Source organism: Micromonospora violae, assembly GCF_004217135.1.
Taxonomy (GTDB): Bacteria; Actinomycetota; Actinomycetes; order Mycobacteriales; family Micromonosporaceae; genus Micromonospora; species Micromonospora violae.
In genome coordinates this window covers 4,597,677-4,621,478 of sequence record NZ_SHKK01000001.1, presented here as the reverse complement: position 1 = coordinate 4,621,478, position 23,802 = coordinate 4,597,677, and the positions used below count along the sequence as shown (strand labels likewise).

Annotated in this window: 25 protein-coding genes; 10 read left to right on the top strand and 15 right to left on the bottom strand. The window is 71.8% G+C overall.

The genetic code is table 11. From position 1 onward, the window contains the following. The first annotated feature begins 25 nt into the window (after positions 1-25). The 5 genes from EV382_RS20505 (at position 26) to EV382_RS20490 (ending at position 4,642) form a co-directional block, all read left to right on the top strand. Positions 26-937 carry an ArsR/SmtB family transcription factor gene (locus tag EV382_RS20505; protein ID WP_130404263.1) on the top strand — a complete coding sequence of 304 codons (912 nt, stop codon included), beginning with the start codon at positions 26-28 and terminating at the stop codon, positions 935-937. A gap of 291 nt (positions 938-1,228) precedes the next feature. Continuing rightward, a complete protein-coding gene (locus tag EV382_RS20500; RefSeq protein ID WP_130404261.1) occupies positions 1,229-2,941 on the top strand; it encodes a nitrite/sulfite reductase in 1,713 nt (570 codons plus the stop codon). Then, complete coding sequence (locus EV382_RS32850; RefSeq protein ID WP_165435836.1) at positions 2,938-3,099, top strand: hypothetical protein; 162 nt, start codon at positions 2,938-2,940, stop codon at positions 3,097-3,099. The genes EV382_RS20500 and EV382_RS32850 overlap by 4 nt, the downstream gene beginning before the upstream one ends. Then, a complete protein-coding gene (locus EV382_RS20495) occupies positions 3,096-3,857 on the top strand; it encodes a phosphoadenylyl-sulfate reductase (protein WP_130404259.1) in 762 nt (253 codons plus the stop codon). Before EV382_RS32850 ends, EV382_RS20495 begins: the two co-directional genes overlap by 4 nt. Then, the gene (locus EV382_RS20490) at positions 3,839-4,642 is read left to right on the top strand and encodes a sirohydrochlorin chelatase (RefSeq protein ID WP_208758460.1); all 804 of its coding nucleotides are present in this window, start codon (positions 3,839-3,841) and stop codon (positions 4,640-4,642) included. Before EV382_RS20495 ends, EV382_RS20490 begins: the two co-directional genes overlap by 19 nt. 104 nt (positions 4,643-4,746) lie before the next feature. On the opposite strand, the gene EV382_RS20485 is transcribed toward EV382_RS20490, so the two are convergent. Further along, positions 4,747-5,004: a WhiB family transcriptional regulator gene (locus tag EV382_RS20485; RefSeq protein ID WP_130404257.1), complete on the bottom strand. Its 258-nt coding sequence runs from the start codon at positions 5,002-5,004 to the stop codon at positions 4,747-4,749. 446 nt (positions 5,005-5,450) lie between these two features. Continuing rightward, positions 5,451-6,401, bottom strand: a complete 951-nt coding sequence (locus EV382_RS20480) for a diacylglycerol/lipid kinase family protein (protein ID WP_130404255.1) — start codon at positions 6,399-6,401, stop codon at positions 5,451-5,453. 43 nt (positions 6,402-6,444) lie between these two features. On the opposite strand from EV382_RS20480, the gene EV382_RS20475 reads away from it, so the two are divergent. Then, the gene (locus EV382_RS20475) at positions 6,445-6,834 is read left to right on the top strand and encodes a hypothetical protein (RefSeq protein WP_130404253.1); all 390 of its coding nucleotides are present in this window, start codon (positions 6,445-6,447) and stop codon (positions 6,832-6,834) included. A 22-nt stretch (positions 6,835-6,856) separates the two neighbouring features. On the opposite strand, the gene EV382_RS20470 is transcribed toward EV382_RS20475, so the two are convergent. From EV382_RS20470 to sodN, 3 genes are read right to left on the bottom strand one after another with little or no spacing between them, the layout of a single operon-like run. Then, positions 6,857-7,264 carry an ATP-binding protein gene (locus EV382_RS20470; protein ID WP_130404251.1) on the bottom strand — a complete coding sequence of 136 codons (408 nt, stop codon included), beginning with the start codon at positions 7,262-7,264 and terminating at the stop codon, positions 6,857-6,859. A 32-nt stretch (positions 7,265-7,296) separates the two neighbouring features. Further along, a complete protein-coding gene (locus EV382_RS20465; RefSeq protein WP_130404249.1) occupies positions 7,297-7,872 on the bottom strand; it encodes a GNAT family N-acetyltransferase in 576 nt (191 codons plus the stop codon). Further along, on the bottom strand, positions 7,869-8,273 hold the full coding sequence (sodN, locus tag EV382_RS20460; protein WP_088987805.1) for a superoxide dismutase, Ni: 405 nt from the start codon (positions 8,271-8,273) through the stop codon (positions 7,869-7,871). The genes EV382_RS20465 and sodN overlap by 4 nt, the downstream gene beginning before the upstream one ends. Before the next feature lie 84 nt (positions 8,274-8,357). On the opposite strand from sodN, the gene EV382_RS20455 reads away from it, so the two are divergent. From EV382_RS20455 to EV382_RS20445, 3 genes are all read left to right on the top strand, one after another. Continuing rightward, on the top strand, positions 8,358-8,708 hold the full coding sequence (locus EV382_RS20455; RefSeq protein WP_244236770.1) for a S24/S26 family peptidase: 351 nt from the start codon (positions 8,358-8,360) through the stop codon (positions 8,706-8,708). Positions 8,709-8,853: 145 nt separating this feature from the next. After that, complete coding sequence (locus EV382_RS20450) at positions 8,854-10,032, top strand: NAD(P)-dependent malic enzyme (protein ID WP_130404247.1); 1,179 nt, start codon at positions 8,854-8,856, stop codon at positions 10,030-10,032. A 96-nt stretch (positions 10,033-10,128) separates the two neighbouring features. Next, positions 10,129-11,091, top strand: coding sequence for a zinc-binding dehydrogenase (locus EV382_RS20445; RefSeq protein WP_208758459.1), 963 nt, complete (start codon positions 10,129-10,131; stop codon positions 11,089-11,091). Positions 11,092-11,133: 42 nt separating this feature from the next. Here the strand turns inward: EV382_RS20445 and EV382_RS20440 are convergent, their stop codons facing one another. Next, positions 11,134-12,099, bottom strand: coding sequence for an alpha/beta hydrolase family protein (locus EV382_RS20440; protein WP_130404243.1), 966 nt, complete (start codon positions 12,097-12,099; stop codon positions 11,134-11,136). Between the two features lie 93 nt (positions 12,100-12,192). Then, positions 12,193-13,086, bottom strand: a complete 894-nt coding sequence (locus tag EV382_RS20435) for an alpha/beta hydrolase family protein (RefSeq protein WP_130404241.1) — start codon at positions 13,084-13,086, stop codon at positions 12,193-12,195. Between the two features lie 158 nt (positions 13,087-13,244). On the opposite strand from EV382_RS20435, the gene EV382_RS32845 reads away from it, so the two are divergent. Next, complete coding sequence (locus EV382_RS32845) at positions 13,245-13,418, top strand: hypothetical protein (RefSeq protein WP_165435835.1); 174 nt, start codon at positions 13,245-13,247, stop codon at positions 13,416-13,418. Between the two features lie 8 nt (positions 13,419-13,426). Here the strand turns inward: EV382_RS32845 and EV382_RS20430 are convergent, their stop codons facing one another. The 8 genes from EV382_RS20430 to EV382_RS20395 form a co-directional block, all read right to left on the bottom strand. After that, on the bottom strand, positions 13,427-14,545 hold the full coding sequence (locus EV382_RS20430; protein WP_130404239.1) for an acetate/propionate family kinase: 1,119 nt from the start codon (positions 14,543-14,545) through the stop codon (positions 13,427-13,429). Then, a complete protein-coding gene (gene pta, locus EV382_RS20425) occupies positions 14,542-16,614 on the bottom strand; it encodes a phosphate acetyltransferase (RefSeq protein ID WP_130404237.1) in 2,073 nt (690 codons plus the stop codon). The genes EV382_RS20430 and pta overlap by 4 nt, the downstream gene beginning before the upstream one ends. A gap of 94 nt (positions 16,615-16,708) precedes the next feature. Further along, the gene (locus EV382_RS20420; protein WP_130404235.1) at positions 16,709-16,891 is read right to left on the bottom strand and encodes a DUF6104 family protein; all 183 of its coding nucleotides are present in this window, start codon (positions 16,889-16,891) and stop codon (positions 16,709-16,711) included. A 140-nt stretch (positions 16,892-17,031) separates the two neighbouring features. Next, on the bottom strand, positions 17,032-20,805 hold the full coding sequence (locus EV382_RS20415) for a multifunctional oxoglutarate decarboxylase/oxoglutarate dehydrogenase thiamine pyrophosphate-binding subunit/dihydrolipoyllysine-residue succinyltransferase subunit (RefSeq protein ID WP_130404233.1): 3,774 nt from the start codon (positions 20,803-20,805) through the stop codon (positions 17,032-17,034). 141 nt (positions 20,806-20,946) lie between these two features. Then, positions 20,947-21,210, bottom strand: coding sequence for a hypothetical protein (locus tag EV382_RS20410; protein WP_130404230.1), 264 nt, complete (start codon positions 21,208-21,210; stop codon positions 20,947-20,949). 22 nt (positions 21,211-21,232) lie between these two features. Then, on the bottom strand, positions 21,233-22,045 hold the full coding sequence (locus EV382_RS20405) for an ABC transporter permease (protein WP_130404228.1): 813 nt from the start codon (positions 22,043-22,045) through the stop codon (positions 21,233-21,235). Further along, positions 22,042-22,977, bottom strand: coding sequence for an ABC transporter ATP-binding protein (locus EV382_RS20400; protein WP_130404226.1), 936 nt, complete (start codon positions 22,975-22,977; stop codon positions 22,042-22,044). Before EV382_RS20400 ends, EV382_RS20405 begins: the two co-directional genes overlap by 4 nt. A 138-nt stretch (positions 22,978-23,115) precedes the next feature. Continuing rightward, positions 23,116-23,760, bottom strand: coding sequence for a hypothetical protein (locus EV382_RS20395; RefSeq protein WP_130404224.1), 645 nt, complete (start codon positions 23,758-23,760; stop codon positions 23,116-23,118). Between the last annotated feature and the right edge of the window lie 42 nt (positions 23,761-23,802).

The following is a 23,802-nucleotide window of genomic DNA, read 5'->3' as shown; positions in this document are numbered from 1 at the left end:
CGTTCGAACGTGGTCGAATCCGTCCGTGATCGAGGTTCGGTTCTCACCGGACGACCTGAGTCGGGTCCGGTTCGTGCACTCGCCCCTGGCCGAGCTGGTGGCCAGTTCCTGGGCGCTGCGCAAGCCGGCGAAGTACTGGATGCACCGTCCGTGGCGGGAGCGTGCCGAGCGGCTGCTGCCGGACGCCGGCCTGGAGCCGTTGTTGGCGGTGCTCAGGTCGTCCAACGGCTACGTGCCGGACTTCCTCACCCCGATCGGAGTGGCACCGAACCTGGCGGCCGAACTGCGGGCGGTCGCCGGCACCGACCCGACAGTGGTGCGACGGCAACTGGAACGCGCCGGAGCGCCCCGGTTGTCCACGGCCGAGCTGGTCGCGCAGCTCCACAGGTACTTCACCCTGCTGATCGCGCCGGACTGGCCCCGGCTGCGGGCACTGGCGCTGGCCGACGTCCGGCGGCGGACGCTGCTCGCCGCTGAGCAGGGCGGGCGCACCCTGCTGCACGAGGTGCACCCGTTGATCCGGTGGGACGGCGCGGCGCTGCGGGTCGCCGTCGGCGCGACCCTGCCGGCCGACCGGGACGGACGCCCGTGGACGCTGCTGCCCACCGCGTTCTCCGGGCCGACTGTGCACGCGATCCTGGAAGGTGACGCCGGGCCCGCCCTCTGCTATCCGCCGGCCGGGTTGGGCGGGCTATGGGATTCGCCGCCGCCCAGCGCCGCGCTGGGCGCTCTGCTCGGTGGTACGCGGGCGGCGGCGCTGACCCTGCTCGACACGCCGCTGAGCACCGGCGAGCTGGCCGCGATGTTGGGGCTCGCGCCGGCGACCGCGTCGCACCACCTCACCACCCTGCGGGACAACGGCCTGATCGCCGGTGTGCGACAGGGACGGGTCGTGCGTTATGCCCGAACTATCCTCGGTGACCAGCTGGTCGGTTGACCGCTGGCCCGTGATGTGGGATCCCACACGCGGACATTGGCCGGCCCCCTCGGGGTGTGGCAGCATGGCCCCATGACCGCCGCAGTCGTTCGCCGCTTCGTGGCCCGTCGCCACGTCGATTACGGCCGCGTGCGCAGCGCGATCTGTCCGGCCGACTGACGACGCCCGACCAATCCGTCTCGGGCGCGCTCCGCGCCGGCTGTCACCGACACCGTTGTCCCGCCCGCTTCGCCGGGCCGGCCGCCGCGCCCCGCGTACCCCGAGGCACAGCAGACAACGGAGGACGCCGCGATGGCGGTCAGCAGCATCCCGGCCCGTTCCGAGGACCCGACGGCTCGTCCGACCCGCGCGCCGCGCCGGCCACGGGGTGAGGGTCAGTGGGCGCTCGGCCACCGTGAGCCGCTCAACCCCAACGAGCGGATCAAGAAGGACGACGACCCACTCAACGTCCGGGCCCGCATCGAGAACATCTACGCGCACCGCGGCTTCGCCTCCATCGACCCGCAGGACCTGCGCGGCCGGTTCCGCTGGTGGGGCCTCTACACCCAGCGCAAGGCGGGCATCGACGGCGGGCGCACCGCCGTGCTGGAGCCGCACGAGCTGGAGGACGAGTTCTTCATGCTCCGGGTCCGCATCGACGGCGGTCAGCTCAGCCTGGCCCAGCTGCGGGTTATCGCGGACATCTCCCGGGAGTTCGCCCGGGACACCGCCGACATCACCGACCGGCAGAACATCCAGTACCACTGGATCCGGGTCGAGGACATGCCGGAGATCTGGCGTCGGTTGGAGTCGGTCGGCCTGCAGACCACCGAGGCGTGCGGCGACTGCCCGCGGATCGTGCTGGGCAGCCCGGTCGCCGGGGTGGCCCGCGACGAGCTGCTCGACCCGACCCCGGCGATCGACGAGATCGTCTCCCGGTACGTCGGCGACAAGCAGTTCTCCAACCTGCCCCGCAAGTTCAAGACCTCGATCTCCTGGTTGGTGGACACCCCGTACGAGTCGAACGACATCGCGTTCCTCGGCGTCGACCACCCCGAGCACGGGCCCGGCTTCGACGTCTGGGTCGGTGGGGGCCTCTCCACCAACCCGATGCTCGCCAAGCGGCTCGGTGTCTGGGTGCCGCTGGCCGAGGTACCGGACGTGTGGGCCGGGGTGGTGGGGATCTTCCGCGACTACGGCTACCGCCGGCTGCGCAACCGGGCCCGGTTGAAGTTCCTGGTGGCCGACTGGGGCGTGGAGCGCTTCCGCGAGGTGCTGGAGAAGGACTACCTCGGCCGTACGCTGCTCGACGGCCCGGCCCCGATCCTGCCGTCGAAGCCGGTCGACCACGTGGGCGTGCACGAGCAGGCCGACGGGCGGCACTACGTGGGTGCCGCCCCGGTGGTCGGGCGGGTCTCCGGCGCACAGCTCAGCCAGCTCGCCGACGTGGTCGAGGCGCACGGCAGCGACCGGGTGCGGCTCACCCCGTACCAGAAGCTGCTGGTGCTCGACGTGCCGGCGGAGCGGACGGAGTCGCTGGTCGACGCCCTGCGCGGGATCGGTCTGGAGGCCCGGCCGTCGGCCTGGCGACGCGGCACGATGGCGTGCACCGGCATCGAGTACTGCAAGTTGGCGATCGTCGAGACGAAGGCCCGCGGCGAGGAGTTGGTGGCCCGGCTGGAGCAGCGGCTGCGCGACTTCGACGCGGACATCTCGATCCACATCAACGGCTGCCCGAACGCGTGCGCGCGTACCCAGGTGGCCGACATCGGGCTCAAGGGCCAACTGGTGGTCGGCCCGGACGGCCGGCAGGTCGAGGGTTTCCAGGTGCACCTGGGCGGCGGGCTGGGCATGGCCCAGGGGCAGACCGCCGGTTTCGGCCGCAAGCTGCGGGGTCTGAAGACCACCGCCGAGGAGCTTCCGGAGTACGTGGAACGGCTGGCCCGTCGCTACCTGGCTGGTCGGAGCGAGGGCGAGACGTTCGCCAACTGGGTGATCAGAGTCGACGAGGAGGAACTGCGGTGAGCAGCGAGAACCGAGCGGCACCTCTGTACTGCCCGTACTGCGGCGAGGAGGACCTGCGGCCGCACGAGGCGGGGCACGGCGCCTGGGAGTGCCACGCCTGCACCCGGGTCTTCTCGGTGAAGTTCACCGGGCTGCTCAGCCGGGCGGTGACGTCATGAGCCTCGTCTCGGCCGCCAGCCTGCGCCTGGTGGGCCCGGGCGGCGCGACACCGGCCGACCCGACCCGGCGCAGCCCGGACGAGCTGCGGGCGCTGGCCGAGCAGGCCGCTCGGGACCTGGAGGGCGCCCCGGCGCTGGAGATCGCCCGCTGGGCGGCGCAGACCTTCGGTGAGCGGTTCTGCGTCACCAGCTCGATGGCCGATGCCGTGTTGGCGCACCTGGTGTCCCGGGTGGCTCCAGGGGTGGACGTGGTCTTCCTCGACACCGGCCTGCACTTCCCCGAGACGCTGCGGGTGCGCGACGAGGTCGCCCGGACGCTGCCGGTGAACGTCCGGTCGATCCGGCCCCGGCTCACGGTCGGGCAGCAGGACGGCCAGTACGGCCCCCGACTGTTCAACAAGTCGCCGGACGACTGCTGTCAGCTGCGCAAGGTGGAGCCGCTGGAGCGGGCGCTGACCGGGTACGACGCCTGGGCCGCCGGTCTGCGTCGGGACGAGTCGCCGACCCGGGCCAACACGCCGGTGGTGACCTTCGACGCGCGCCGCGGCAAGGTCAAGGTCAACCCGATCGCGGCGTGGACGCAGCGGGAGGTGGACGCCTACATCGCCCGCTTCAACGTGCCGGTCAACGAGCTGTTCAAGCAGGGGTACGGGTCGATCGGCTGCTGGCCGTGCACCCGCCGTACGAAGGCCGGCGAGGACGCGCGGGCCGGGCGGTGGGCCATGTTCGAGAAGACCGAGTGCGGGCTGCACGTCTGACCTCCCCGGCGACGACCCTGACCGGCCCCGGCGCGGCCGGCGGGGCGGACCCGGTGGTGCTGGTCGCGCATGGCAGCCGTGATCCACGGGCGGCCGATGCCACCCGGGCGTTGGCTCGGGCGGTGTCGGCGGCCCGGCCGGGCACGTCAGTGTGGGCGAGTTGGCTGGACCACACCGAGCCCGGACCGACCGAGGTGCTGCGCGACCTGGCCCGGGCCGGTCACCGCCGGGCCGTGCTGGTGCCGCTGCTGCTGACCGCCGCGTACCACCATCGGGTGGACATCCCGGCGGCGGTCGCCGCGGCGGTGCGGACCGGGCCGCCGCTGGCGGTACGGGTCACCGATGTGCTGGGGCCGTCGGACGGCACGCCCGATCCGAGGCTGCTGGCCGGGCTGTGCCGCCGGCTGGGTGAGACGAGTCCGGGGCGCTTCGACGCGTTGGTGCTGGCGGCGGCGGGCACCCGGGACGCGCGGGCGCGCCGCTCGGTGGGTCGGGTCGCCGATGCCCTGGGCGTGGAGTTCGGGGTGCCCTGCCGGGTGGCGTACGCGTCGGCGGCGCCACCCGCGGCCGGCGTGGCGGTGTCCCGGCTGCGGGCTGCCGGCGCGCACCGGGTCGCGGTCTCCGCGTACTTCCTGGCACCGGGGCTGTTCCATGACGCGGTGGCGGAGGCTGCCCGCGCGGCGGGCGCGGTGGCGGTTGCCGCGCCGCTGACCGACGCGCCGGAGTTGGCCGAGTTGGTGCTGCGTCGGGTCGACGATCGGCCGGTGCTGGCGTCGACGGGGTGACGCCGCGCCCCTGCCCGTGCCCGCCCGGCACGGCGATCCGGTGCCGGACAGCGGAACGCCCCGGCGGGTGAACCCACCGGGGCGTACAGCTGTGTCGTTGGGGATCAGGCGGTGTGAGCGCGCAGCACCCGGAGACCGCCGCGCCGCTTGACAGCGCGCCGCTCCTCCTCGCTCATTCCGCCCCAGACGCCGGCGTCCTGACCAGACTCGAGTGCCCACTGCAGGCACTGGTCGGTCACGGAGCAGCGCCGGCAGACGGCCTTGGCCTGCTCGACCTGCAGGAGAGCCGGTCCGGACGTCCCAATCGGGAAGAACAGCTCCGGGTCCTCGTCGCGGCAGACAGCATGGTGACGCCAGTCCATGGCGGCAACACTCCTCATTCTGGATGGGTGGCAAATATTGCTTGTCGTGCTTTTCCTATATGCATCCGCAGTGCCGAGGTGACCGTTAGCGTTCGTCCATTCGGCAGTGCGTGAGCAGGCGGTTAGCGCCGGGGACCTGCTGGAACAGCTCAACCTGTCGAGCATATCCAGGCGATGTCCCGGTAACTCAAGTTCGCTTGTGAATACTTTCACGAACAGTCGTGATGTCAAGGGTGACGCTCGGAAAAACTCCAGGCGGTGAGCAAGCCCACAACCCATTTGTCCAGGTTCCAGTGCTTTCCTGGTTACCCGCCGTGCCACAGTCGAGGATCAATATAGTACAGTCCGCGTGACATTGCTGACATTTCCGGCACCCGTCCCTCGGTGTGGCGGCGACCAGTCGATCGGCTGTGGCCGCCGGGTCAACCAAGGGCAGTACCCGAGACCTAGCAGATTACTCTCAGTGCGGCGGGAACGGAGGTGAATCTGACTTTCTCCCGCTCGCCGAGGTAGTCCCCGTCCAGCTGAAACGCCTGCGGGCGACTGGAGACCAGCGTGAACTCCGCTGTGTCATGGAGACGTAACACCTGCCGGCCGCGAGGATTCGGCTGCCGGGACAGGAACTGCGTCACTGTCCGTGTTGTGCTAGCCACCCGGAGCTGACGCAACGCCAGCACATCCAGCCCGAGGTCGAACGACGCGGCCGGATTCGGGTTGACCTCCCGGTCGCCCAGGTACGTCCAGGGCGCCGTGTTCTGAATGATGACGGTGGCCAGCTCGGCCTCCGCCGGCTCGCCCGGACGCTCCAGGACGATCGCCGGGTGCCGCCGGTCCGAGGCGAGGAAGTACTGGTTCATGATCGACCGTAGGTAGAGCGACGGCGTGGACACCCGTCCCTTCCGCCGGGCCTGCTCCACCCGGTGGATCACCGCGGCGTCCAGGCCGAACCCGGCGCAGAAGGTGAAGTAGCGGTCGTCGGCGAGGCCCAGCCCCACCGTCCGGCTCCGGCCCAGCCGCAGCCCTTCCAGGATCATGCTGGTCGCCTCCGGCCATTCCCGGGGCAGCCCCACCGCGCGGGCGAACACGTTCGTCGAACCACCCGGGACGGTCGCCAGCGCGGGCAGCCGCTCGGCCATCGGCGTAGCGCCGACGCGCGTCGGCGGTTCGGCCGTCATCAGGCCGTTCACCACCTCGTTGACGGTGCCATCGCCACCCAGGGTGACGACCACGTCGACCCCCTCCGCGGCTGCCTCCCGGGCCAGCGCGACGGCGTGCCCGCGCCGACGGGTGTAGCGCACGCTGAGATCGACTTCGCTGCGCAGCGCCCGGACGAGCACGTCCCGGCTGCGTTCGCTGGTGGTGGTGGCCTTCGGATTGACCACCAGGACGGCCCGCATGGGCGGCACTGTACCTTCCGGCGGCCCGGGTATCGTGGCGCGCGTGACCATCGACTCGGACCCGATCCCCGTCACGCTCCGCTGGGCGGTCCGGCTGCTGTGGGCGGAGGCGGCCGTCGTCGGGCTGATCGCCGTCTGGCTGGTCTGGGCCGACCTCACGGCCACCCGCACCGACCTGCTGGCCGCGTTGCTGGTGACCGCGTTCGCCGTCGGAGCGGCCGTCGCGCTCTGGGCACTGGGCCGGGCGCTGCTGCGCCGTCAGGCGGGCGCACGCGCCCCCGCGATCGTGCTCCAGTTGATGCTGCTGCCGATCGGGTGGTTCATGATCCAGGCCGGGTTGGGCTGGCTGGGCGTACCGCTGATGGCGCTCGGCCTCGGCGTGGGCTGGCTGCTGGTCTGCCCACCGACGACCCGCGCCCTCGGCTTCGAGTGACCGCGCCGGTGTGCCGGACCGGTCAGTAACCGCCGGAGCGGCGGGTGAGCAGCGCGATCGTGGCCCGACCGTCGGCGGAGGAGGCGGACGCCGAGGTGGTCAGCGCGGTGAGCACCTTCCAGGCGAACGACGACTCGGCGGGCAGGGTGGCACCGCGCACGGTCGGCACTGTCACCTCGACGGTCAGCGCGTCCTCGGTGACCGCGAAGCGGCACTCCAACTCGGCGTCCCGGGTGGCGATGGCGAGCAGCATGGCGCACGCCTCGTCGACCGCGATGCGCAGATCCTCGATCTCGTCGAGCGCGAACTGCAACCGGGCCGCGAGACCGGCGGTGGCGGTACGAAGCACGCCGAGGTAACTGCCGTCGGCGGGCACCGTGAGGTGCACCACGTCATCGTCAGTCGCTGGCTGGCCAGTCAGTTGAGTCACGCCTCATCCCCCCGGTCGGGGACTCTACCCGGTCAGTCGCCCGTACGCGTGCCGGCGGTGGTGGCGTGCTCGGCCAACTCGTGGAGCGCGTCGCCGCTGAGCCGATAGGGAACCCACTCGCTCATCGGCTTCGCGCCGATCGAGGCGTAGAAACCGGCGGCCGGGTTCCAGTCGATCATCCACCACTCCAGCCGCTGGTAGCCCCGCCGTACGCAGAGGTCGGCCAGCGTGGCCAGCAGCAGTCGACCGGCGCCGGTGCCCCGGGCCGCCGGGCGGACGTAGAGATCCTCCAGGTAGATGCCGTGCACACCGGCCCAGGTGGAGAAGTTGAGGAACCACAGCGCGAAGCCGACCGGCTCGTCGTACTCGTTGACCGCGACGTGACCGAAGAGCGCCGGAGCCGTCGTACGACCGCTCCAGTTCGGCGCGTCTGACGCCACGCCGCGACCTGGAGCAGTCGCGAACAGGGCCGAGGTCAGCTGCTCGGTGGTGAGGTGGCACTGCTCCGGGGCGCGTTCGTACTCGGCCAGCTCGTGCACCATGGCGACGACGGCCGGCACGTCCTCGGGACGTGCCGGCCGGACCGTTGGGTTGACCGGGGAGGTCACGCCTTCTTGGTCTCCCAGAAGATCTTCGAGATCTCGTCGATCTTCGCGAGCAGCTTGTCGGCGGTGGCCGGGTCGAGGCTGCCCTTGACGCCACCGGCGCCAGCGAGCTTGGTGGCCTCGTTGAACAGGCTGTGCAGGTTCGGGTACTTCTCGAAGTGCGGCGGCTTGAAGTAGTCGGTCCACAGCACCCAGAGGTGGTGCTTGACCAGCTCGGCGCGCTGCTCCTTGATGATGACGGCGCGGGTGCGGAACTCCGGGTCGGTGTTCGCCTGGTACTTCTCGCAGATCATTTTGACCGACTCGGCCTCGATCCGGGCCTGAGCCGGGTCGTAGACACCGCACGGTAGGTCGCAGTGAGCGCTCGCGGTGACGCGGGGCGCAAGGATGCGCGGAAGTCGCATCGGGATCCTCCATGGGAAGTTTGCGATGATCAAAGGCGACATTACTCCTGGGGATGCTCCCCGAACGGGGTGGAGGTGAAACCAGTGGCCGCCGATCACCCGGCTGAGGTGCCCCGGCTGCGCGGGCCGCTGACCGCCGTTCTGGTGACCGGCCCGTCCATGGCCCCGACGCTGCGGCACGGCGACGCGGTGCTGGTTCGCCCCGGTGGCCGCCCGATCCGGGCCGGCGACGTGGTGGTCGCGGTCTTTCGGACCCGCCCCGATCTGCTGGTGGTGAAGCGTGCGGTCCGGCCGCACGACGGTGGCTGGTGGCTACGCGGCGACAACGACCTGATCACCGACGACTCCCGGGCGTACGGGGTGGCCGACGTGCGCGGACGGGTACTGGCCCGCTACTGGCCGCGTCCGGGGCGGGTACCTCGCCGCCAGTTATGACCCTGCTCACATCCGGGGGGTGGTGCCGACACTATGCTCGGAAAGTGCCCGGGTGACCCCCCGCACCGCGTGCCACCGCTCGCCGCCCACCTCGCGGCGGGGCCGGCCGCCTCACATCTGCTCGACAGATCCTGGAGTCACCACCATGTCTTCGTCCACCGTGGACCCCGCTGATCCCGTGTTCCTGCTGCACCGTGGCGGCAAGATGGCCGTCACCTCGACCGTGCCGCTCACCAGCCGGGAGGACCTCTCCCTGGCGTACACCCCGGGGGTGGCCCGGGTGTGTGAGGCGATCGCCGCCGACCCTGCCCTGGTGGACGACTACACCTGGGTGTCGCACACGGTCGCGGTGGTCACCGACGGTTCGGCGGTGCTCGGGCTGGGCAACATCGGCCCCCGGGCCGCGTTGCCGGTGATGGAGGGTAAAGCGGTGCTGTTCAAGCAGTTCGCCGGGGTGGACGCGGTGCCGGTGTGCCTGGACACCCAGGACGTGGACGAGATCGTCGCGGTGGTGCGGGCGCTGGCGCCCTCGTTCGGTGGGATCAACCTGGAGGACATCAGCGCGCCGCGTTGCTTCGAGATCGAGCGTCGGCTCGACGAGGCGCTGGACATCCCGGTCTTCCACGACGACCAGCACGGCACCGCGATCGTGGTGCTCGCCGCGTTGCGCAACGCCGCGACGTTGCTCGACCGCAAGCTCGGTGACCTGAGGGTGGCGGTGAGCGGCGCGGGCGCGGCCGGCGTGGCCGTGACGAAGATGCTGATCGCCGGGGGCGTCAACCCGGACCAGGTGGTGGTCTGCGACTCCAAGGGGATCATCGGCCGGCACCGCACCGAGCTGACCGGCACCAAGGCCGAGCTGGCGGAGAGCACCAACACCGACGGCCGCCACGGCGACATCACCGAGGCGCTGCGCGACGCGGACGTGCTGGTCGGGGTCTCCGGCGGGCAGATCCCCGAGGCGGCGGTGGCGCAGATGGCACCCGGCGGGATCGTGTTCGCGCTGGCGAACCCCACCCCCGAGGTGCACCCCGAGGTGGCCGCGCGACACGTCGCGGTGGTCGCCACCGGGCGCAGTGACTACCCCAACCAGATCAACAACGTGCTTGCCTTCCCCGGGGTGTTCCGGGGCGCGCTGGACGCCGGTGCCACCCGGATCACCGAGGCGATGAAGGTCGCCGCCGCGGACGCCATCGCCGGGGTGGTGGCCGAGTCGCTGACCGCCGACGCGATCGTTCCGTCCCCGCTCGACCCGCGCGTCGCGCCGGCCGTGGCCGAGGCGGTCGCCGAAGCCGCCCGCCGCGACGGCGTCGCCCGCCGCTAGCCGGTACGCGCCCCCGGCTCGTGCGTAGGCATGGGCCGGGGTGCGCCCCGGGCGGCCCGCGCGCACGCCTTCTTAACGGGCGCTCAGCTTGTTACCGTGCCGATCATGCGTGCTGCCTTTGCCTCCCGTTTCGACGACGCCGATCCGCTCGCCGCGCTCACCGTCGGCGAGCGGCCCGAGCCGACCCCGCCGGACGACGACTGGGTGACCGTGCAGGTGCGGGCCACCTCGCTCAACCACCACGACCTCTGGTCGCTGCGCGGGGTGGGTCTCACCGAGGCACAGCTGCCGATGATCCTCGGCTGCGACGCGGTCGGACTGGACCCGCACGGGCGGCCGGTGGTCGTGTACCCGGTGGTCGTCACCCCGGGTGACCCGCGGGGGGTCTCCATCCTCTCCGAGCACTTCAACGGGACGTTCGCCGAGCGGGTGGTCGTACCCCGGTCGAACCTGATCCCCCTGCCCGACGGGATGGCGGCGACCGACGCGGCGTGCCTGCCCACGGCCTGGCTGACCGCGTGGCGGATGTTGACCACCAAGGGCCGCGTCGCGGACGCCGACAGCGTGCTGGTGCAGGGCGCGGGCGGCGGCGTGGCCACCGCGGCCGTCGCGCTCGCCGTCGCGATGGGCAAGCGGGTGTACGCGACCAGCCGCGACGCCGGCAAACGGGACCGGATCTCGGCCCTCGGCGCCACCGCCGTCGAGCCCGGCGCCCGGCTGCCGGAGCGGGTGGACGTGGTGATCGAGACGGTCGGCGCGGCCACCTTCGACCACTCGCTGAAGTCCGCCGCGCCGATGGCCCGGATCGTGGTCTCCGGGGCGACCGCTGGGCACGAGCCGTCGGTCAACCTGCGCCGGGTCTTCGCCATGCAGTTGGAGATCCTGGGCACCTCGATGGGCACCCCCGGCGAGCTGTACGAGCTGCTGGCGTTCTGCTCCGACAACGAGGTGCGCCCGGTGGTGGACAGCGTCATCCCGTTCAGCCGGGTCGAGGACGCCTTCGCCCGAATGCACTCCGGTGACGCCTTCGGAAAGGTCGTCGTCGACCACACCGCCTGACGCGCCCGGCCTTCGCGGTCCCCGGTCGACCGACCGGGGACCTCAGAGGTGGTCGTCGAAGGTGGCGATGTCGCCGCGCGTCGCGTCGGTGGAGATGCGCTTCTTGGCATCCGGGTCGCCGTACAGCGACCAGCGCAGGAACTCCACCGACGTGTCCGACACGACCCGCAGCGTCGCGCCGTCGCTGAGCAGCGCCCGCCCATGGTCGCCCTTGGGCAGGCTCAGCATGGCCTTCGGCCAGGGCACCTTGTCGTAGGCGGCCTTGCCCGCCGCGTACTCGACGACCTCGTCCAGCTCGCCGTGCACGAACAACTGCGGCGCGGCCGCACCGGCGAACGCGGTGCCCACACCGAGCGCCGTGCCGGCGAACACCACCCCCGCGTCCAGCCGTTCGTCCCGGCTCGCGGTGAACAGGCCGATGGTGGTCACCCCGCCCGCCGAGTGCCCGGCGGCGGCCACCCGCTCGCCGTCCAACCGGCCGCGCAACGCGTCGCCGGCCCTGCCGTCCAACGCCAACACCTGATCCAACGCGTACGACACGTCGGCCGGCTGGTTGAGCACGTCGAGGACGTTGTTGTCAGCACCTCGGGAGGTGTGCGGGAACGCCGGCGCGGCCACCACGAAACCGGCCGCCGCCCAGCGGGTCAGCAAGGTGGCGTAGTCGTCCGGCCGCCCACCCAGGCCGTGACTGAACATCACCACCGGGAACCGGCCTTCCGCCGCCGTCGCCGACCGCCTGGCCGAGCCGCCGGACTGCCCGGCCGCCGGGTACCAGAGCGTCGTCGGCAGCGCCCGGCCGTCCCGGTTCAGCTTCAGCTGGCGTACGCCGACCGCGAAGGTGCGCTGCGGGGCCTTCCCGGCGGGAACCTGCGGTGTGGGTGTGGCGGCGGGCGGTGGTTCGACGGCCACCTGCTGGCCCTCGGTCTTCCTGGCGTCCGCCGAGCAGCCGACCAGACCGGCCATGAGGAGGGCGCTGGCCATCAGTGCGGGGGTGACGCGTCGCGACATGAATCCGATTGTGCCTTGCCCCGCAGACCTGCCCGATGGACTTCGACCCGGTGTGCCCGCCCGCTCACCAAGCGCACGCCTGCTCAACCGAGGTCAGTGGGCCGGGCGGGACTCGTAGCGGGTCAGGGGGGAGCGGGCGACGGCGGGCAGGCGGGCACCGGCGGCCTGATCGCCGTAGAGGGTCCAGCGCAGGAAGTCCGTGGTGGTGGCGACGACCGGGGCGAAACCCGGGTGGCCCGGCGTGAGGTACGCGCCGTGGTCCTGGCCGAGCAGGCTGAGGAACGCGGCCGGCCCGGGGGTGCGCGCGTACGCGGCCCGGCCGACCGTCACCGGCACCACCGGGTCGGCCGTGCCGTGCACGAAGAGCACCGGCGCGGCCGGCCCGGCGAAGCTGCCCGGCAACCCGCCCCCGGCGATCACGATCCCGGCGCGCAGCCGGGTCGGGTGGCCCTCGCTGAACATGCCGGAGGTGGTGAAGCCGCCCGCCGAGTGCCCGGCGGCGGCGACCGACGTCAGGTCGAGGTGCCCGGCGAGCGGGTCGACCCGGCTCCGGTCGAGGCCGGCCAGGTGCCGGATCAGCCGCCAGGCGTCGGCCGGCTGGTGGCGTACGTCGGCCCGGGTGAAGTGCGCGGCACCCCGTCGGGTGTGCGGGTACGCGGGTGCGGCCACCACGAAACCGGCCGCCGCCCAGCGGGCGGTCAGGTTGGCGTGCAACTCGGGAAGGCTGCCCAGCCCATGGCTGTAGATCACCACCGGGAACCGCCCGGCCGCCACCTGAGCGGTCGACGCCGGGTACCAGATCGTCACCGGCAGCGGGCGCGCCGAGTGCGGATCGAGGGTGAGCGTACGCACGCCGACGGCGTACGACCCCTCGGGCGCACGACGCGCCGAGGCTGGCCCGGTGCCGCCGCCAGCCACCGCCGTGGTCGGCGCGCAACCGGCCAGCAGCGCCGTCACCAGTACGGCCACCAGCCGACCCGCCCCCATCGCTTCACGGTAGGTGCCCGCACGGGCGTGGTGGCCCCACCGTCCGGCTCGGGTGCACCCGCCACCCGGTCCGGTCACCTCCACCGGCCGGGCCCCACCCCTGGGACGCCGTGGGCCGGGGACGGTGCCACGTGACCAGCTTCGCTAGGGTCACCGGCATGCCTGAGAACTACACAGACCCCAGCGGCAACACCGAGGCGTTCCGCGCCTTCACCCAGACGCCGGAGGCCACGGCACCGGCGGAGGCCCCGTCCCGCCTGCCGCTCATCATCGGTGCGGCAGTGGTCGTCGTCGTGGTGGTGGCACTCGTCGCCTGGCTCGCGACCGGCTGATCGGTGGGTCAGGCGGCCCCGACCACGTCGCGGGTCTGCCGGGCGATCTCCCGCTCCTCGTCGGTGCGGATGACGCAGACGCTCACCTCGGCACCGTCAGGCGAGATCAACCGGTCGCCGTCGCCGCCGTCGTTGCGGGCGTCGTCCACGGTGATGCCGAGCCGGCCCAGCCCGGCCAGCGCGGCGGCCCGCACCGGCGCGGCGTGCTCGCCGACCCCGGCGGTGAAGGCGATCGCGTCGACCCGGCCGAGCAGCGCGTAATACGCCCCGACGTAGCCGGTGATGCGCCGGCAGTACACGTCGAAGGCCAACGCCGCCGCCTGGTCGCCGCCCGCCCGGCGTTCGAGCACCTCGCGCATGTCGTTGACGCCGGTCAGCCCGAGCAGGCCACTGCGGTGGTTCAGCAGGTCGTCGATGTCGTCCACCGACAGCCCGCCCTCCCGGCGCAGGTGGAAGATCACGGTGGGGTCGATGTCGCCGCTGCGAGTCCCCATCACCAGCCCCTGCAACGGGGACATGCCCATCGAGGTGGCGACGCTGCGGCCGTTCGCCACCGCGCAGGCGCTGGCCCCGTTGCCCAGGTGCAGGGTGATCGTGTTGATCTGCTCGTACGGGCGGCCCAGCAGTTCGGCGGTGCGCCGGGACACGTACGCGTGTGAGGTGCCGTGGAAGCCGTACCGGCGGATGTCGTACCGCTCGGCGGTGTCCCGGTCGATCGCGTACGTCGCGGCGGCCTCGGGCAGGGTGTGGTGGAACGCGGTGTCGAAGACGGCGACCTGCGGGACGTCCGGCAGTGCCGCCCGGGCCACCTCGATGCCGGCCAGGTTGGCCGGGTTGTGCAGCGGGGCGAGCGGCACCAGGTCCTTGATCGCGGCCAGCACCGCGTCGTCGACCAGCACCGGCGCGCTGAACGTCCGGCCGCCGTGCACCACCCGGTGCCCGACCGCCGCCAGCCCGGTCAGGTCCAGCCCGTCCAGGATCTGCCGGACCGCACCGGTGTGGTCAGCCGGGCCGCCGCCGGGCTCACCGATCCGCTCGATGGTGCCGTGGTCGAGGGCCCGGTCACCGTCGTAGCGGCGCCACTTCACCGACGACGACCCGCAGTTGAGCACCAGCACCTGACTCACGACGCCTCCTCGGTGGCGGCCTGGATGGCGGTGATCGCCACCGTGTTGACGATGTCCGTCACCAACGCGCCCCGGGACAGGTCGTTCACCGGTCGGCGCAGGCCCTGCATGACCGGGCCGACGGCGACCGCCCCGGCGGAGCGTTGCACCGCCTTGTACGTGTTGTTGCCGGTGTTCAGGTCCGGGAAGATGAAGACCGTGGCGTGGCCCGCGACCGGGCTGTCCGGCAGCTTCGTCGCCGCCACCGTCGGGTCGATCGCCGCGTCGTACTGGATGGGCCCCTCGACCAGCAGGTCGGGCCGGCGTTCCCGGACCAGCGCGGTGGCCGCGGCGACCTTCTCCACGTCCGCGCCAGCGCCGGAACTGCCGGTGGAGTACGACAGCATGGCCACCCGGGGTTCGATGCCGAACCGGGCGGCCGTGTCGGCCGACGAGATCGCGATGTCGGCGAGCTGGGCCGCGTCCGGGTCACGGTTGACCGCGCAGTCGCCGTAGACCAGCACCCGGTCGGCGAGCAGCATGAAGAAGACGCTGGACGCCACCGAGACGTCCGGCAGCGTACGGATGATCTCGAACGCCGGCCGGATGGTGGCGGCGGTGGTGTGCGTCGCACCGGAGACCATGCCGTCGGCTCGGCCGGTCGCCACCATCAGCGTGCCGAAGTAGTTGGGCTGCGCCACGATGTCGTACGCCAACTCGGCGGTGACCCCCCGGTGGGCGCGCAGCCGGGCGTACTCGGCGGCGAAGTCGTCGCGCCACCCGCTGGTGCCCGGGTCGACCACGTGCGCGTCGCCGAGGTCGATGCCCAGCTCGCGGGTGCGCCGGGCGATCTCGTCGGGCCGGCCGAGCACCGTCAGCTCGGCCACTCCCCGGCGCAGCAGGATCTCCGCCGCGCGCAGGATCCGCTCGTCGGTGCCTTCCGGCAGCACCAGGTGCCGGGGCTTTGAGCGGGCCCGGTCGATCAGCTCGTTCTCGAACATCAGCGGGGTGACCCGTGCCGACCGGCTGACCCGCAGCCGACGGGCCAGGTCGTCGGTGTCCACACAGCGCTCGAACGCGCCGAGCGCGGCCTCCACCTTGCGGGGATTGGCCGCGCTGGGCCGGCCCTCGATACGGCTGGACGCGGCCACCGTGTCGTAGCTGTCGCTGCGTACCGAAAGCACCGCCAGCCCGGTGTTCAGCCCCTCCACCAGCCGCATGGCCCTCGGGTCGGGCTGAACGCCCAGGGTGAGCACCAACCCGGCCACCGACACCTGCCCGGCCACGTGCGCGGCGCTCGCCGCGACGAGCAGGTCGGCCCGGTCCCCAGGGGTGATCACCAGGGCGCCTTCGGTGAGGTGGCCCAGCAGGGTCGGCACGTGCGCCGCGCCGACCACGAAATCCAGCACGTCGCGCCCGAGCGCGGCGTCGTCCCCGGCCAGCAGGGTGGCGTCGAGCGCCGCCGCCACCTCGGCCACCGTCGGCGCCGACACGCTCGGCACCTCCGGGATGGCGTACGCGGGGACCGGCAGGTCGGGCAACGTCATCGGCGCGGCCACCCGGTTGGCGATGACCGCGAGCACCGTCGCGCCCAGGTCGGCCAGATCGTGGTACGCCCCCCGTACGGCCGACGCGACCGCTGCCGGCTCCTGCCCGAAGCCGTCCACCACCGGCACCACCACGCTGCCGAACTCGGTGGCCAACCGGGCGTTGAAGGCCAACTCCCGGGGGCGGGCCGGATCACCCGGGTCGTCGAAGTCGCTGCCCACCACGACCACCGCGGGGCACTGCCGCTCCACCGCCCGGTAGCGCTCGACGATCGCGGAGATCAGCTCCTCTCGCCGGCCGTCGGCGACCAGCGCCGCAGCCTCGGCGTAGCTCGCCCCGGCCAGCTCGGCGAGCGGCACCTCGACCCGGTACCGCTCGCTCAGCAGGGCGAGGATCGGGTCCGGACCGCCGCCGTCAGCCACCAGCGGCCGAAACACGCCGATCCGCCCGACCTGCCGGGACAACAACTCCGCCAACCCGAGCGCGACGGCCGACTTGCCCCCGCCGGACCCCACGCTGGTGAGGTAAACACTCCGTGCCACGTCCCACCCCCTTGCCCGGTGATCAAGAAGTTTGCGTCACGCCGGCCCCCAATGGTGACCGAAAGCTCTTGATCACCGGGGGTGAAACAGGCTGTTAGGCGTCGTCGTCGGGGTCGTCCAGGCGGGCCAGGTAGGTGGCCAGGCGTTCGATGGGGGTCTCGAACTCGGGGTTGAGGTCGACGAAATCGCGCAGGCGCTCGCCCAGCCACTCCAGGGTCACCTGGTCGTCGCCCCGGCGTTCGACCAACTCCTCGATGCCACGGTCGGTGAAGTACATGGGCACGTCCTCGTGCTCGGCCCGGTGCGGACCGGGCGGGTAGGTGGGTGGTGAGACCTGGCCGGCGGGACCTACGAGAGCCGGGGCAGGACCGTGGTGAAACGGCCCTGCCCCGGCTTCCGTGCTCAGGTCAGGTCAGGTCACGGGCGGGGGAGAGCCGCTTCGATCAGCGCGTTCTGCTCGACCTCGTGGGTCTTGGCCGAGCCGACCGCCGGGGCGGCCGCGGCCGGGCGGGAGATCCGCCGCAGCCGCACGTCCGTGAGGTGCTCCAGCAGGTTGAGCGCGACGAACGACCAGGCACCCTGGTTGGCCGGCTCCTCCTGCACCCAGGCGAAGTCCTCCGCGTTCGGGAACTGCGCCAGGGCGGCCCGGATCTCCTCCACCGGCAGCGGGTACAGCTGCTCGATCCGGATGATCGCGGTGTCGGTGACGCCGCGCTCCTGCCGGGCCTGGAACAGGTCGTAGTAGACCTTGCCGGAGCAGAGCAGCACCCGCTTCACCGACTCCGGTGCCGGGGCGGCCGTGTCGCGCAGCACCGGCTGGAAGGTGCCGGTGGTGAAGTCCTCCACCGACGAGACGCAGAGCTTGTGCCGCAGCAGCGACTTCGGTGTGAACACCACCAGCGGCTTGCGCTTGGGCGACAGGGCCTGGCGGCGCAGCAGGTGGAAGTAGTTCGCCGGGGTGGTCGGAATGGACACCCGCATGTTGTCCTCGGCGCACATCTGCAGGAACCGCTCCGGCCGGCCGGAGGTGTGGTCCGGGCCCTGACCCTCGTGGCCGTGCGGCAGCAGCAGGGTGATGGCGGAGCGCTGGCCCCACTTCACCTCACCGGACGAGATGAACTCGTCGATCACCGACTGGGCGCCGTTGACGAAGTCGCCGAACTGGGCCTCCCAGGCGACGAGGGCGTTGATGTTCTCCACCGAGTAGCCGTACTCGAAGCCCATCGCCGCGTACTCGCTGAGCAGCGAGTCGTGCACGAAGAACCGGGAGCGCTCGCCGTCGCCGGTGAGCGACTTCAGCGGCAGGTAGTCGTCCCCGGTGCGGGAGTCGACCACCGAGGCGTGCCGCTGGACGAACGTGCCGCGACGCGAGTCCTGCCCGGCGAGCCGGACGGTGACCCCGTCGTGCAGCAGGGCCCCGAACGCGATGATCTCGCCGTAGCCCCAGTCGATGTTGCCCTCGGTGGACATCTTGGCCCGCCGGTCGAGCAACTGCTGGATCCGCTTGTGCGGGGTGAAGCCCTCGGGCAGGTTGATGTGCGCCTCGCCGATGGCCTTGATCACGGAGGCGTCGGTGGCGGTGTCGACCTGCGGCTCCGGCTCCTCCTCGCGGCGCGGCCGGTTGAGCTGGCGGGGTGCCGAGGCCGCGTCCCGGGTGGCCTTGAAGACCTTCTCCAGCTGCGCCTGGTAGTCGCGCAGCAGCTCCTCCGCGTCCTCCACGGTGATGTCGCCGCGCCCGATCAGCTCCTCGGTGTAGAGCTTGCGGACCGAGCGCTTCGAGTCAATGATCTTGTACATCTGGGGGTTGGACATCGACGGGTCGTCGCCCTCGTTGTGCCCACGCCGGCGGTAGCAGACCATGTCGATCACGACGTCCTTGTTGAACGTCTGCCGGTACTCGAACGCCAGCCGGGCCACCCGGACGACCGCCTCCGGGTCGTCGCCGTTCACGTGGAAGATCGGCGCCTGGATCATCCGGGCCACGTCGGTGCTGTAGAGGCTGGACCGGCTGTACTCCGGGGCGGTGGTGAAGCCGACCTGGTTGTTGACCACCACGTGCACGGTGCCGCCGGTGCGGTAGCCCCGCAGCTGCGACAGGTTGAGCGTCTCGGCGACCACGCCCTGCCCGGCGAAGGCGGCGTCACCGTGCACCGCCAGCGGCAGCACGGTGTAGCCCTCCAGCTTGAGGTCGATCCGGTCCTGCTTGGCCCGGACGATGCCCTCCAGCACCGGGTCGACGGCCTCCAGGTGCGACGGGTTGGCCACCACCGACACCTTGACCGCGTGCTCGCCGTCGGGGGTGGTGAACTTGCCGTTCTGGCCCAGGTGGTACTTCACGTCGCCGGAGCCCTGCGTCGAGCGCGGGTCCAGGTGACCCTCGAACTCCGAGAAGATCTTCTCGTACGGCTTGCCGACGATGTTGGCCAGCACGTTGAGCCGACCCCGGTGGGCCATGCCGATGACGACCTCGTCCAGCCCGTTCTCGGCGGAGGATTCCAGCACCTCACCGAGGAGCGGGATCAGCGACTCGCCGCCCTCCAGCGAGAAGCGCTTCTGGCCGACGTACTTCGTCTGGAGGAAGGTCTCGAACGCCTCGGCGGCGTTGAGCCGGTTGAGCACGTGCTTCTGCTCGTCGGCGGACGGCTTCTCGTACTTGCGCTCGATCCGTTCCTGGACCCAGCGCCGCTCCTCCGGGTCCTGGATGTGCATGTACTCGATGCCGACGCGGCGGCAGTACGAGTCGCGCAGCACGCCGAGGATCTCGCGCAGCTTCATCCGCTGCCGGCCGGCGAAGCCGTTGACCGGGAACTCGCGGTCCAGGTCCCACAGGGTGAGCCCGTGCTGGAGGACGTCCAGGTCGGGGTGCTTACGGATCTTGAATTCCAGCGGGTCGGTGTCGGCCATCAGGTGACCGCGCACCCGGTACGCGTGGATCAGCTCGTGCACCCGGGCGGTCTTGTTGATCTGACCCTCGGAGTTGACCGCGACGTCGCGCATCCAGCGCACCGGCTCGTACGGGATGCGCAGCGCGGTGAAGATCTGGTCGTAGAAGCCGTGCTCACCCAGGATCAGCTCGTGCATCGCCTTGAGGAACTCGCCGGACTGGGCGCCCTGGATGATCCGGTGGTCGTACGTGCTGGTCAGCGTGATGATCTTGCTGACCGCCAGCTCGGCCAGGGTGGCCTCGGACATCCCCTGGTAGGGGGCCGGGTACTCCATCGCGCCCACACCGATGATCGCGCTCTGCCCCTGCATCAGCCGCGGCATCGAGTGCACGGTGCCGATGCCACCCGGGTTGGTCAGCGAGATCGTGGTGCCGGAGTAGTCCTCCATGGTCAGCTCGTTGCGCCGCGCCCGACGGACCACGTCCTCGTACGCCTGCCAGAACTGCCGGAAGTCCATCTGCTCGCAGCCCTTGATGGAGGGGACCACCAGGTTGCGGCTGCCGTCCGGCTTGGCCAGGTCGATCGCGATGCCGAGGTTGACGTGTGCCGGGCGGACCACCGCCGGCTTGCCGTTGGCCTCGGCGAAGGAGTTGTTCATCTCGGGGTGCTGCACCAGCGCGCGCACCATGGCGTAGCCGACCAGGTGGGTGAAGCTGACCTTGCCACCCCGCCCCCGGGCGAGGTGGTTGTTGATCACGATGCGGTTGTCGACGAGCAGCTTGGCCGGGACCGCGCGCACGCTGGTCGCGGTGGGCACGCTCAGCGAGGCGTCCATGTTCTGGACGATCTTCGCGGCGACGCCCCGCAACGGCGTGGTCTGCGGACCGTCGGCGGTCGGCGCGGCGGCCTTGGCGGCCGGCTTGGCCGCGGCGGCCTTCTCCGGCGTCTCCTTGGACGTGGCCGGAGCAGCGGGCTTGGCCGCAGCGGTGGGCTTGGCCGCTGCCGGCTGGGCGGCGGCCGGCTTGCTCGGGGCGGCCGGCTTGGCCGGGGCGCTCGGTTGGGTGACCGTGGCGGCAGCCTCCGGCTGGCCGTCCGGCTCGGGAGCGGCGGCCGGCTTGTCCGACGATTCGGTGCCGCGCCCGGTGCCTGCGCCCGGTGCCGGCCGGTAGTCGGCGAAGAAGTCGTGCCAGGCCGAATCGACGCTCGATGGGTCAGCGAGATAACGCTGGTACATCTCCTCGACGATCCACTCATTCGGGCCGAAACCCGCCAGTGGGTTCTCCTGCGAAGTCTGCTGGGTCGACACGGCCGGTAATCGCCTCTTTCACGCGGGTTGTGTGGCACGCGGTGTGTCCCGCCGCGCCCGATTAGGAGCGCGGAGTGGACGGCTCCCAGGCTACGCCGTACCGATCCCGCAGGCATTTCCGCCTCGGTCCCGTGGTCGGTTTCACAGAAGATGCCAGAAGTTCAGCAACACCTGCGCGTACCGGGTCCAGCTGGTAGCACCCGCCCGGCCGGGCCGCCGCCGGTCGTCGACGGCGGTGGCCCGACCCCGGGGCGGCGAGCTTGTCGTCATCGCCCCGGGGTCGCAGCCGCCGTCAGGCGATGTCGCGCCGCCGGGTGAGCAGGACGCCGACAACGCCGCCCGGCCGGGCCGCCGCCGGTCGTCGACGGCGGTGGCCCGACCCCGGGGCGGCGAGCTTGTCGTCATCGCCCCGGGGTCGCAGCCGCCGTCAGGCGATGTCGCGCCGCCGGGTGAGCAGGACGCCGACAACGCCACTGACCAGCGCGTAGCCGATCAGCACCAGGGCGCCGACCCACCAGGACGGAGTGAACTCCGAGGTACCTTCCGCGATCATGACCTGGGAGGCCACCGCGGGCCAGATCACCTGCCACTTGAGCACCGCCTGGCTGTCGAGGAGGTTCGACAGGAGCAGGAAGAGCAGACCCACCACCTGGGTGCCGATCAGATAGAGCACCGCCGCCGTGATGACCGCGCCGAGCTGGTTGTTGATCAGCGTGCCGATGCCCACCCCGAGGATCGTCCAGATGGCGTACGCCAGCAGGTTGAACAGCAGCGCCCGCTGCACCGGCCACTCACCGAGTTGCGCCCCGTAGTCGTTCGCCGACAGGAAGATCGCGCCGGCCGCCAAGTCGATCAGCGTGGTCGCCAGCCAGAAGAAGAAGCCGAGCACGCTGGCCGCGACGAGCTTGCTGACGATCACCGAGGTTCGCCGGGGAGTCGTCAGGAACGTCGTGGTCGCGGTCTGGTGGAAGAACTCGTTGGTGACCATCAGGATGCCGATGAGCATCACGAACATCAGGCCGAGGTACTGGCCCGAGGTGTAGAGGTTCGCCGCCTGCGCCGCCGGCGTCGACTGCTCCGGGCTGGCGCCGAACTCCGCGCCGTCGCCGCCGAGGACGGTCACGGCGTACCAGGCGTTGAACGCGAACGCCATGGCGATCGACAGGAACGCGCCGAGAGCCAGCCACCACCAGGTGCTGGTAGTGCGGATCTTGAGTAGCTCGGATCGGACCAGGTTCATCGGATGCCCGCCTTTCCGGCCGTCAGCTCCAGGAAGACCCGTTCCAGATCGGGCCGTTCGGTGGTCAGTTCGTGCAGCTCGACCCCGGCGGCGAGGGCGGACCGGCCGATCGTCGGGGCGTCCACCCCGCCGACCAGCAGGACGCCCTGCTCGTCGATGTCGACGGTCGCCGACTGCGCCGTGAGGGCGGCGGTCAGCGCCTCGACCTGCGGGGTGCGGACCCGGACCCGCGCGCTCTGCGCCATCGAGCCGAGCACCTGCTCGACCGGACCCTGCCGGACCAGCTGCCCGGCCGCGATGATCACCACGTCGTCGGCGAGCAGCTGCATCTCCGACAGCAGGTGGCTGGAGACCAGGACCGTGCGGCCTTCCTGGGCGAGGTTCTTGAGGAACCCGCGCATCCACCGGATGCCCTCCGGGTCGAGCCCGTTGGCCGGCTCGTCGAGGATCAGCACGCGGGGGTCACCGAGCATCGCGGCGGCGATACCGAGCCGCTGCTTCATGCCCAACGAGTAGCCCTTGAACTTGCGCGTCGCCGCCGGGGTCAGCCCGACCAGGGCCAGCGCCTCGTCGGCCCGCTGCTTCGGCAGCCCGGCCGCCGCGCAGATGACCCGCAGGTGGTTGATGCCGGTGCGGCCCTTGTGCGCGCTGGACGCCTCCAGCACCGCGCCGACGTGCCGCAGCGGGTCGGCGAGGTCGACGTACCGCTGGCCGCTGATGGTGGCCGTGCCGGCGGTCGGCGTGACCAGGTTCAGCAGCATGCGCAGCGTGGTGGTCTTACCGGCGCCGTTCGGGCCGAGGAAGCCGGTCACCCGCCCCGGCGCCACGGTGAAGGACAGGTTGTTCACCGCCCGGACGTTCTTGTACTGCTTCGTCAGACCGGACACCACGATCTGACCGTCGCTGGTGGGGCTTCGCTGCCCGTCAGTCATCGTTCTCCTCCCGTGTGGCGTCGAGTACGCCGTGGCACAGCGTGACGGCCCGGGGCAACAAGGTCAATCAGGCGCGGTCAGTACGTTCGCGTCCGTCGTGGGACGGAGGAGGCTCCTCCTTGCGAACGACAGGCGGGTTCACCGGGCGATCCAGGTGGCCCGCGCCGCGCCGAGCAACGCGCCGTCCGGGCCGTACAGGCTGGTGTGCACGAGCGCCTTGCGGCCATCGACGCCGAGCAACGCCCCGGTCACCACGCACTCGTCTCCCGGCCGGGGCAGCGCCGCGACCACGGCGGCGATCCGGCCCAGCAGGTACGGCCGGCCCGGCGCGAGCACCGCCCAACCGCCGGGGCAGTCCAGCGCCGCCCAGACCGTGGCCCCGCTGACCTGAGCGGGCGCGCGGAACGGCGCGGCCGTCCGGCCGTCCGGCAGCCGGCCGGGGAAGATCCGCAGCCCGTCGGCCCGCTGCGGCCCGCAGACGTAACAGCTGGGGAACGGATGCTCGACCGGGCCGGGGTAGCGGGCCGCGGCGGCCGTCGCCGTCTCCAGGTCGACCGGGGGTACGACCGCGTCGATCGCCCCGGCCGGGCGTACCTCGGCCACCAGGTCGCCGCCCGGGTCCCGGACCTCGCCGTCGATCAGGGTCAGCTCGGTCTCCAGTGGTGGTGGCCGGCGCAGCGTCACCTCGACCGGCCCGCCGCCTGCCTCGGCGGCGAAGATCCCCGCGCTCCAGCCGCCGTTGCCGGAGCCGGCGGGCCCGTTGTAGTGGGCTTCGATGCGCATCGTCGACCTCCGGTGGGGGCGTGCCGGCGTCGTCGCCGGCCT

What these genes read in the sequence shown, in the direction of transcription:
- EV382_RS20435 (WP_130404241.1), bottom strand. Translation starts at nt 13,086, where the DNA reads ATGGGGGCGGGTCGGCTGGTGGCCGTACTGGTGACGGCGCTGCTGGCC.
- EV382_RS20440 (WP_130404243.1), bottom strand. Translation starts at nt 12,099, where the DNA reads ATGTCGCGACGCGTCACCCCCGCACTGATGGCCAGCGCCCTCCTCATG.
- EV382_RS20420 (WP_130404235.1), bottom strand. Translation starts at nt 16,891, where the DNA reads ATGTACTTCACCGACCGTGGCATCGAGGAGTTGGTCGAACGCCGGGGC.
- EV382_RS20485 (WP_130404257.1), bottom strand. Translation starts at nt 5,004, where the DNA reads ATGGACTGGCGTCACCATGCTGTCTGCCGCGACGAGGACCCGGAGCTG.
- EV382_RS20405 (WP_130404228.1), bottom strand. Translation starts at nt 22,045, where the DNA reads ATGAACCTGGTCCGATCCGAGCTACTCAAGATCCGCACTACCAGCACC.
- sodN (WP_088987805.1), bottom strand. Translation starts at nt 8,273, where the DNA reads ATGCGACTTCCGCGCATCCTTGCGCCCCGCGTCACCGCGAGCGCTCAC.
- EV382_RS20395 (WP_130404224.1), bottom strand. Translation starts at nt 23,760, where the DNA reads ATGCGCATCGAAGCCCACTACAACGGGCCCGCCGGCTCCGGCAACGGC.
- EV382_RS20450 (WP_130404247.1), top strand. Translation starts at nt 8,854, where the DNA reads ATGTCTTCGTCCACCGTGGACCCCGCTGATCCCGTGTTCCTGCTGCAC.
- EV382_RS20400 (WP_130404226.1), bottom strand. Translation starts at nt 22,977, where the DNA reads ATGACTGACGGGCAGCGAAGCCCCACCAGCGACGGTCAGATCGTGGTG.
- EV382_RS20410 (WP_130404230.1), bottom strand. Translation starts at nt 21,210, where the DNA reads ATGACGACAAGCTCGCCGCCCCGGGGTCGGGCCACCGCCGTCGACGAC.
- EV382_RS20500 (WP_130404261.1), top strand. Translation starts at nt 1,229, where the DNA reads ATGGCGGTCAGCAGCATCCCGGCCCGTTCCGAGGACCCGACGGCTCGT.
- EV382_RS32845 (WP_165435835.1), top strand. Translation starts at nt 13,245, where the DNA reads ATGCCTGAGAACTACACAGACCCCAGCGGCAACACCGAGGCGTTCCGC.
- EV382_RS20495 (WP_130404259.1), top strand. Translation starts at nt 3,096, where the DNA reads ATGAGCCTCGTCTCGGCCGCCAGCCTGCGCCTGGTGGGCCCGGGCGGC.
- EV382_RS20480 (WP_130404255.1), bottom strand. Translation starts at nt 6,401, where the DNA reads ATGCGGGCCGTCCTGGTGGTCAATCCGAAGGCCACCACCACCAGCGAA.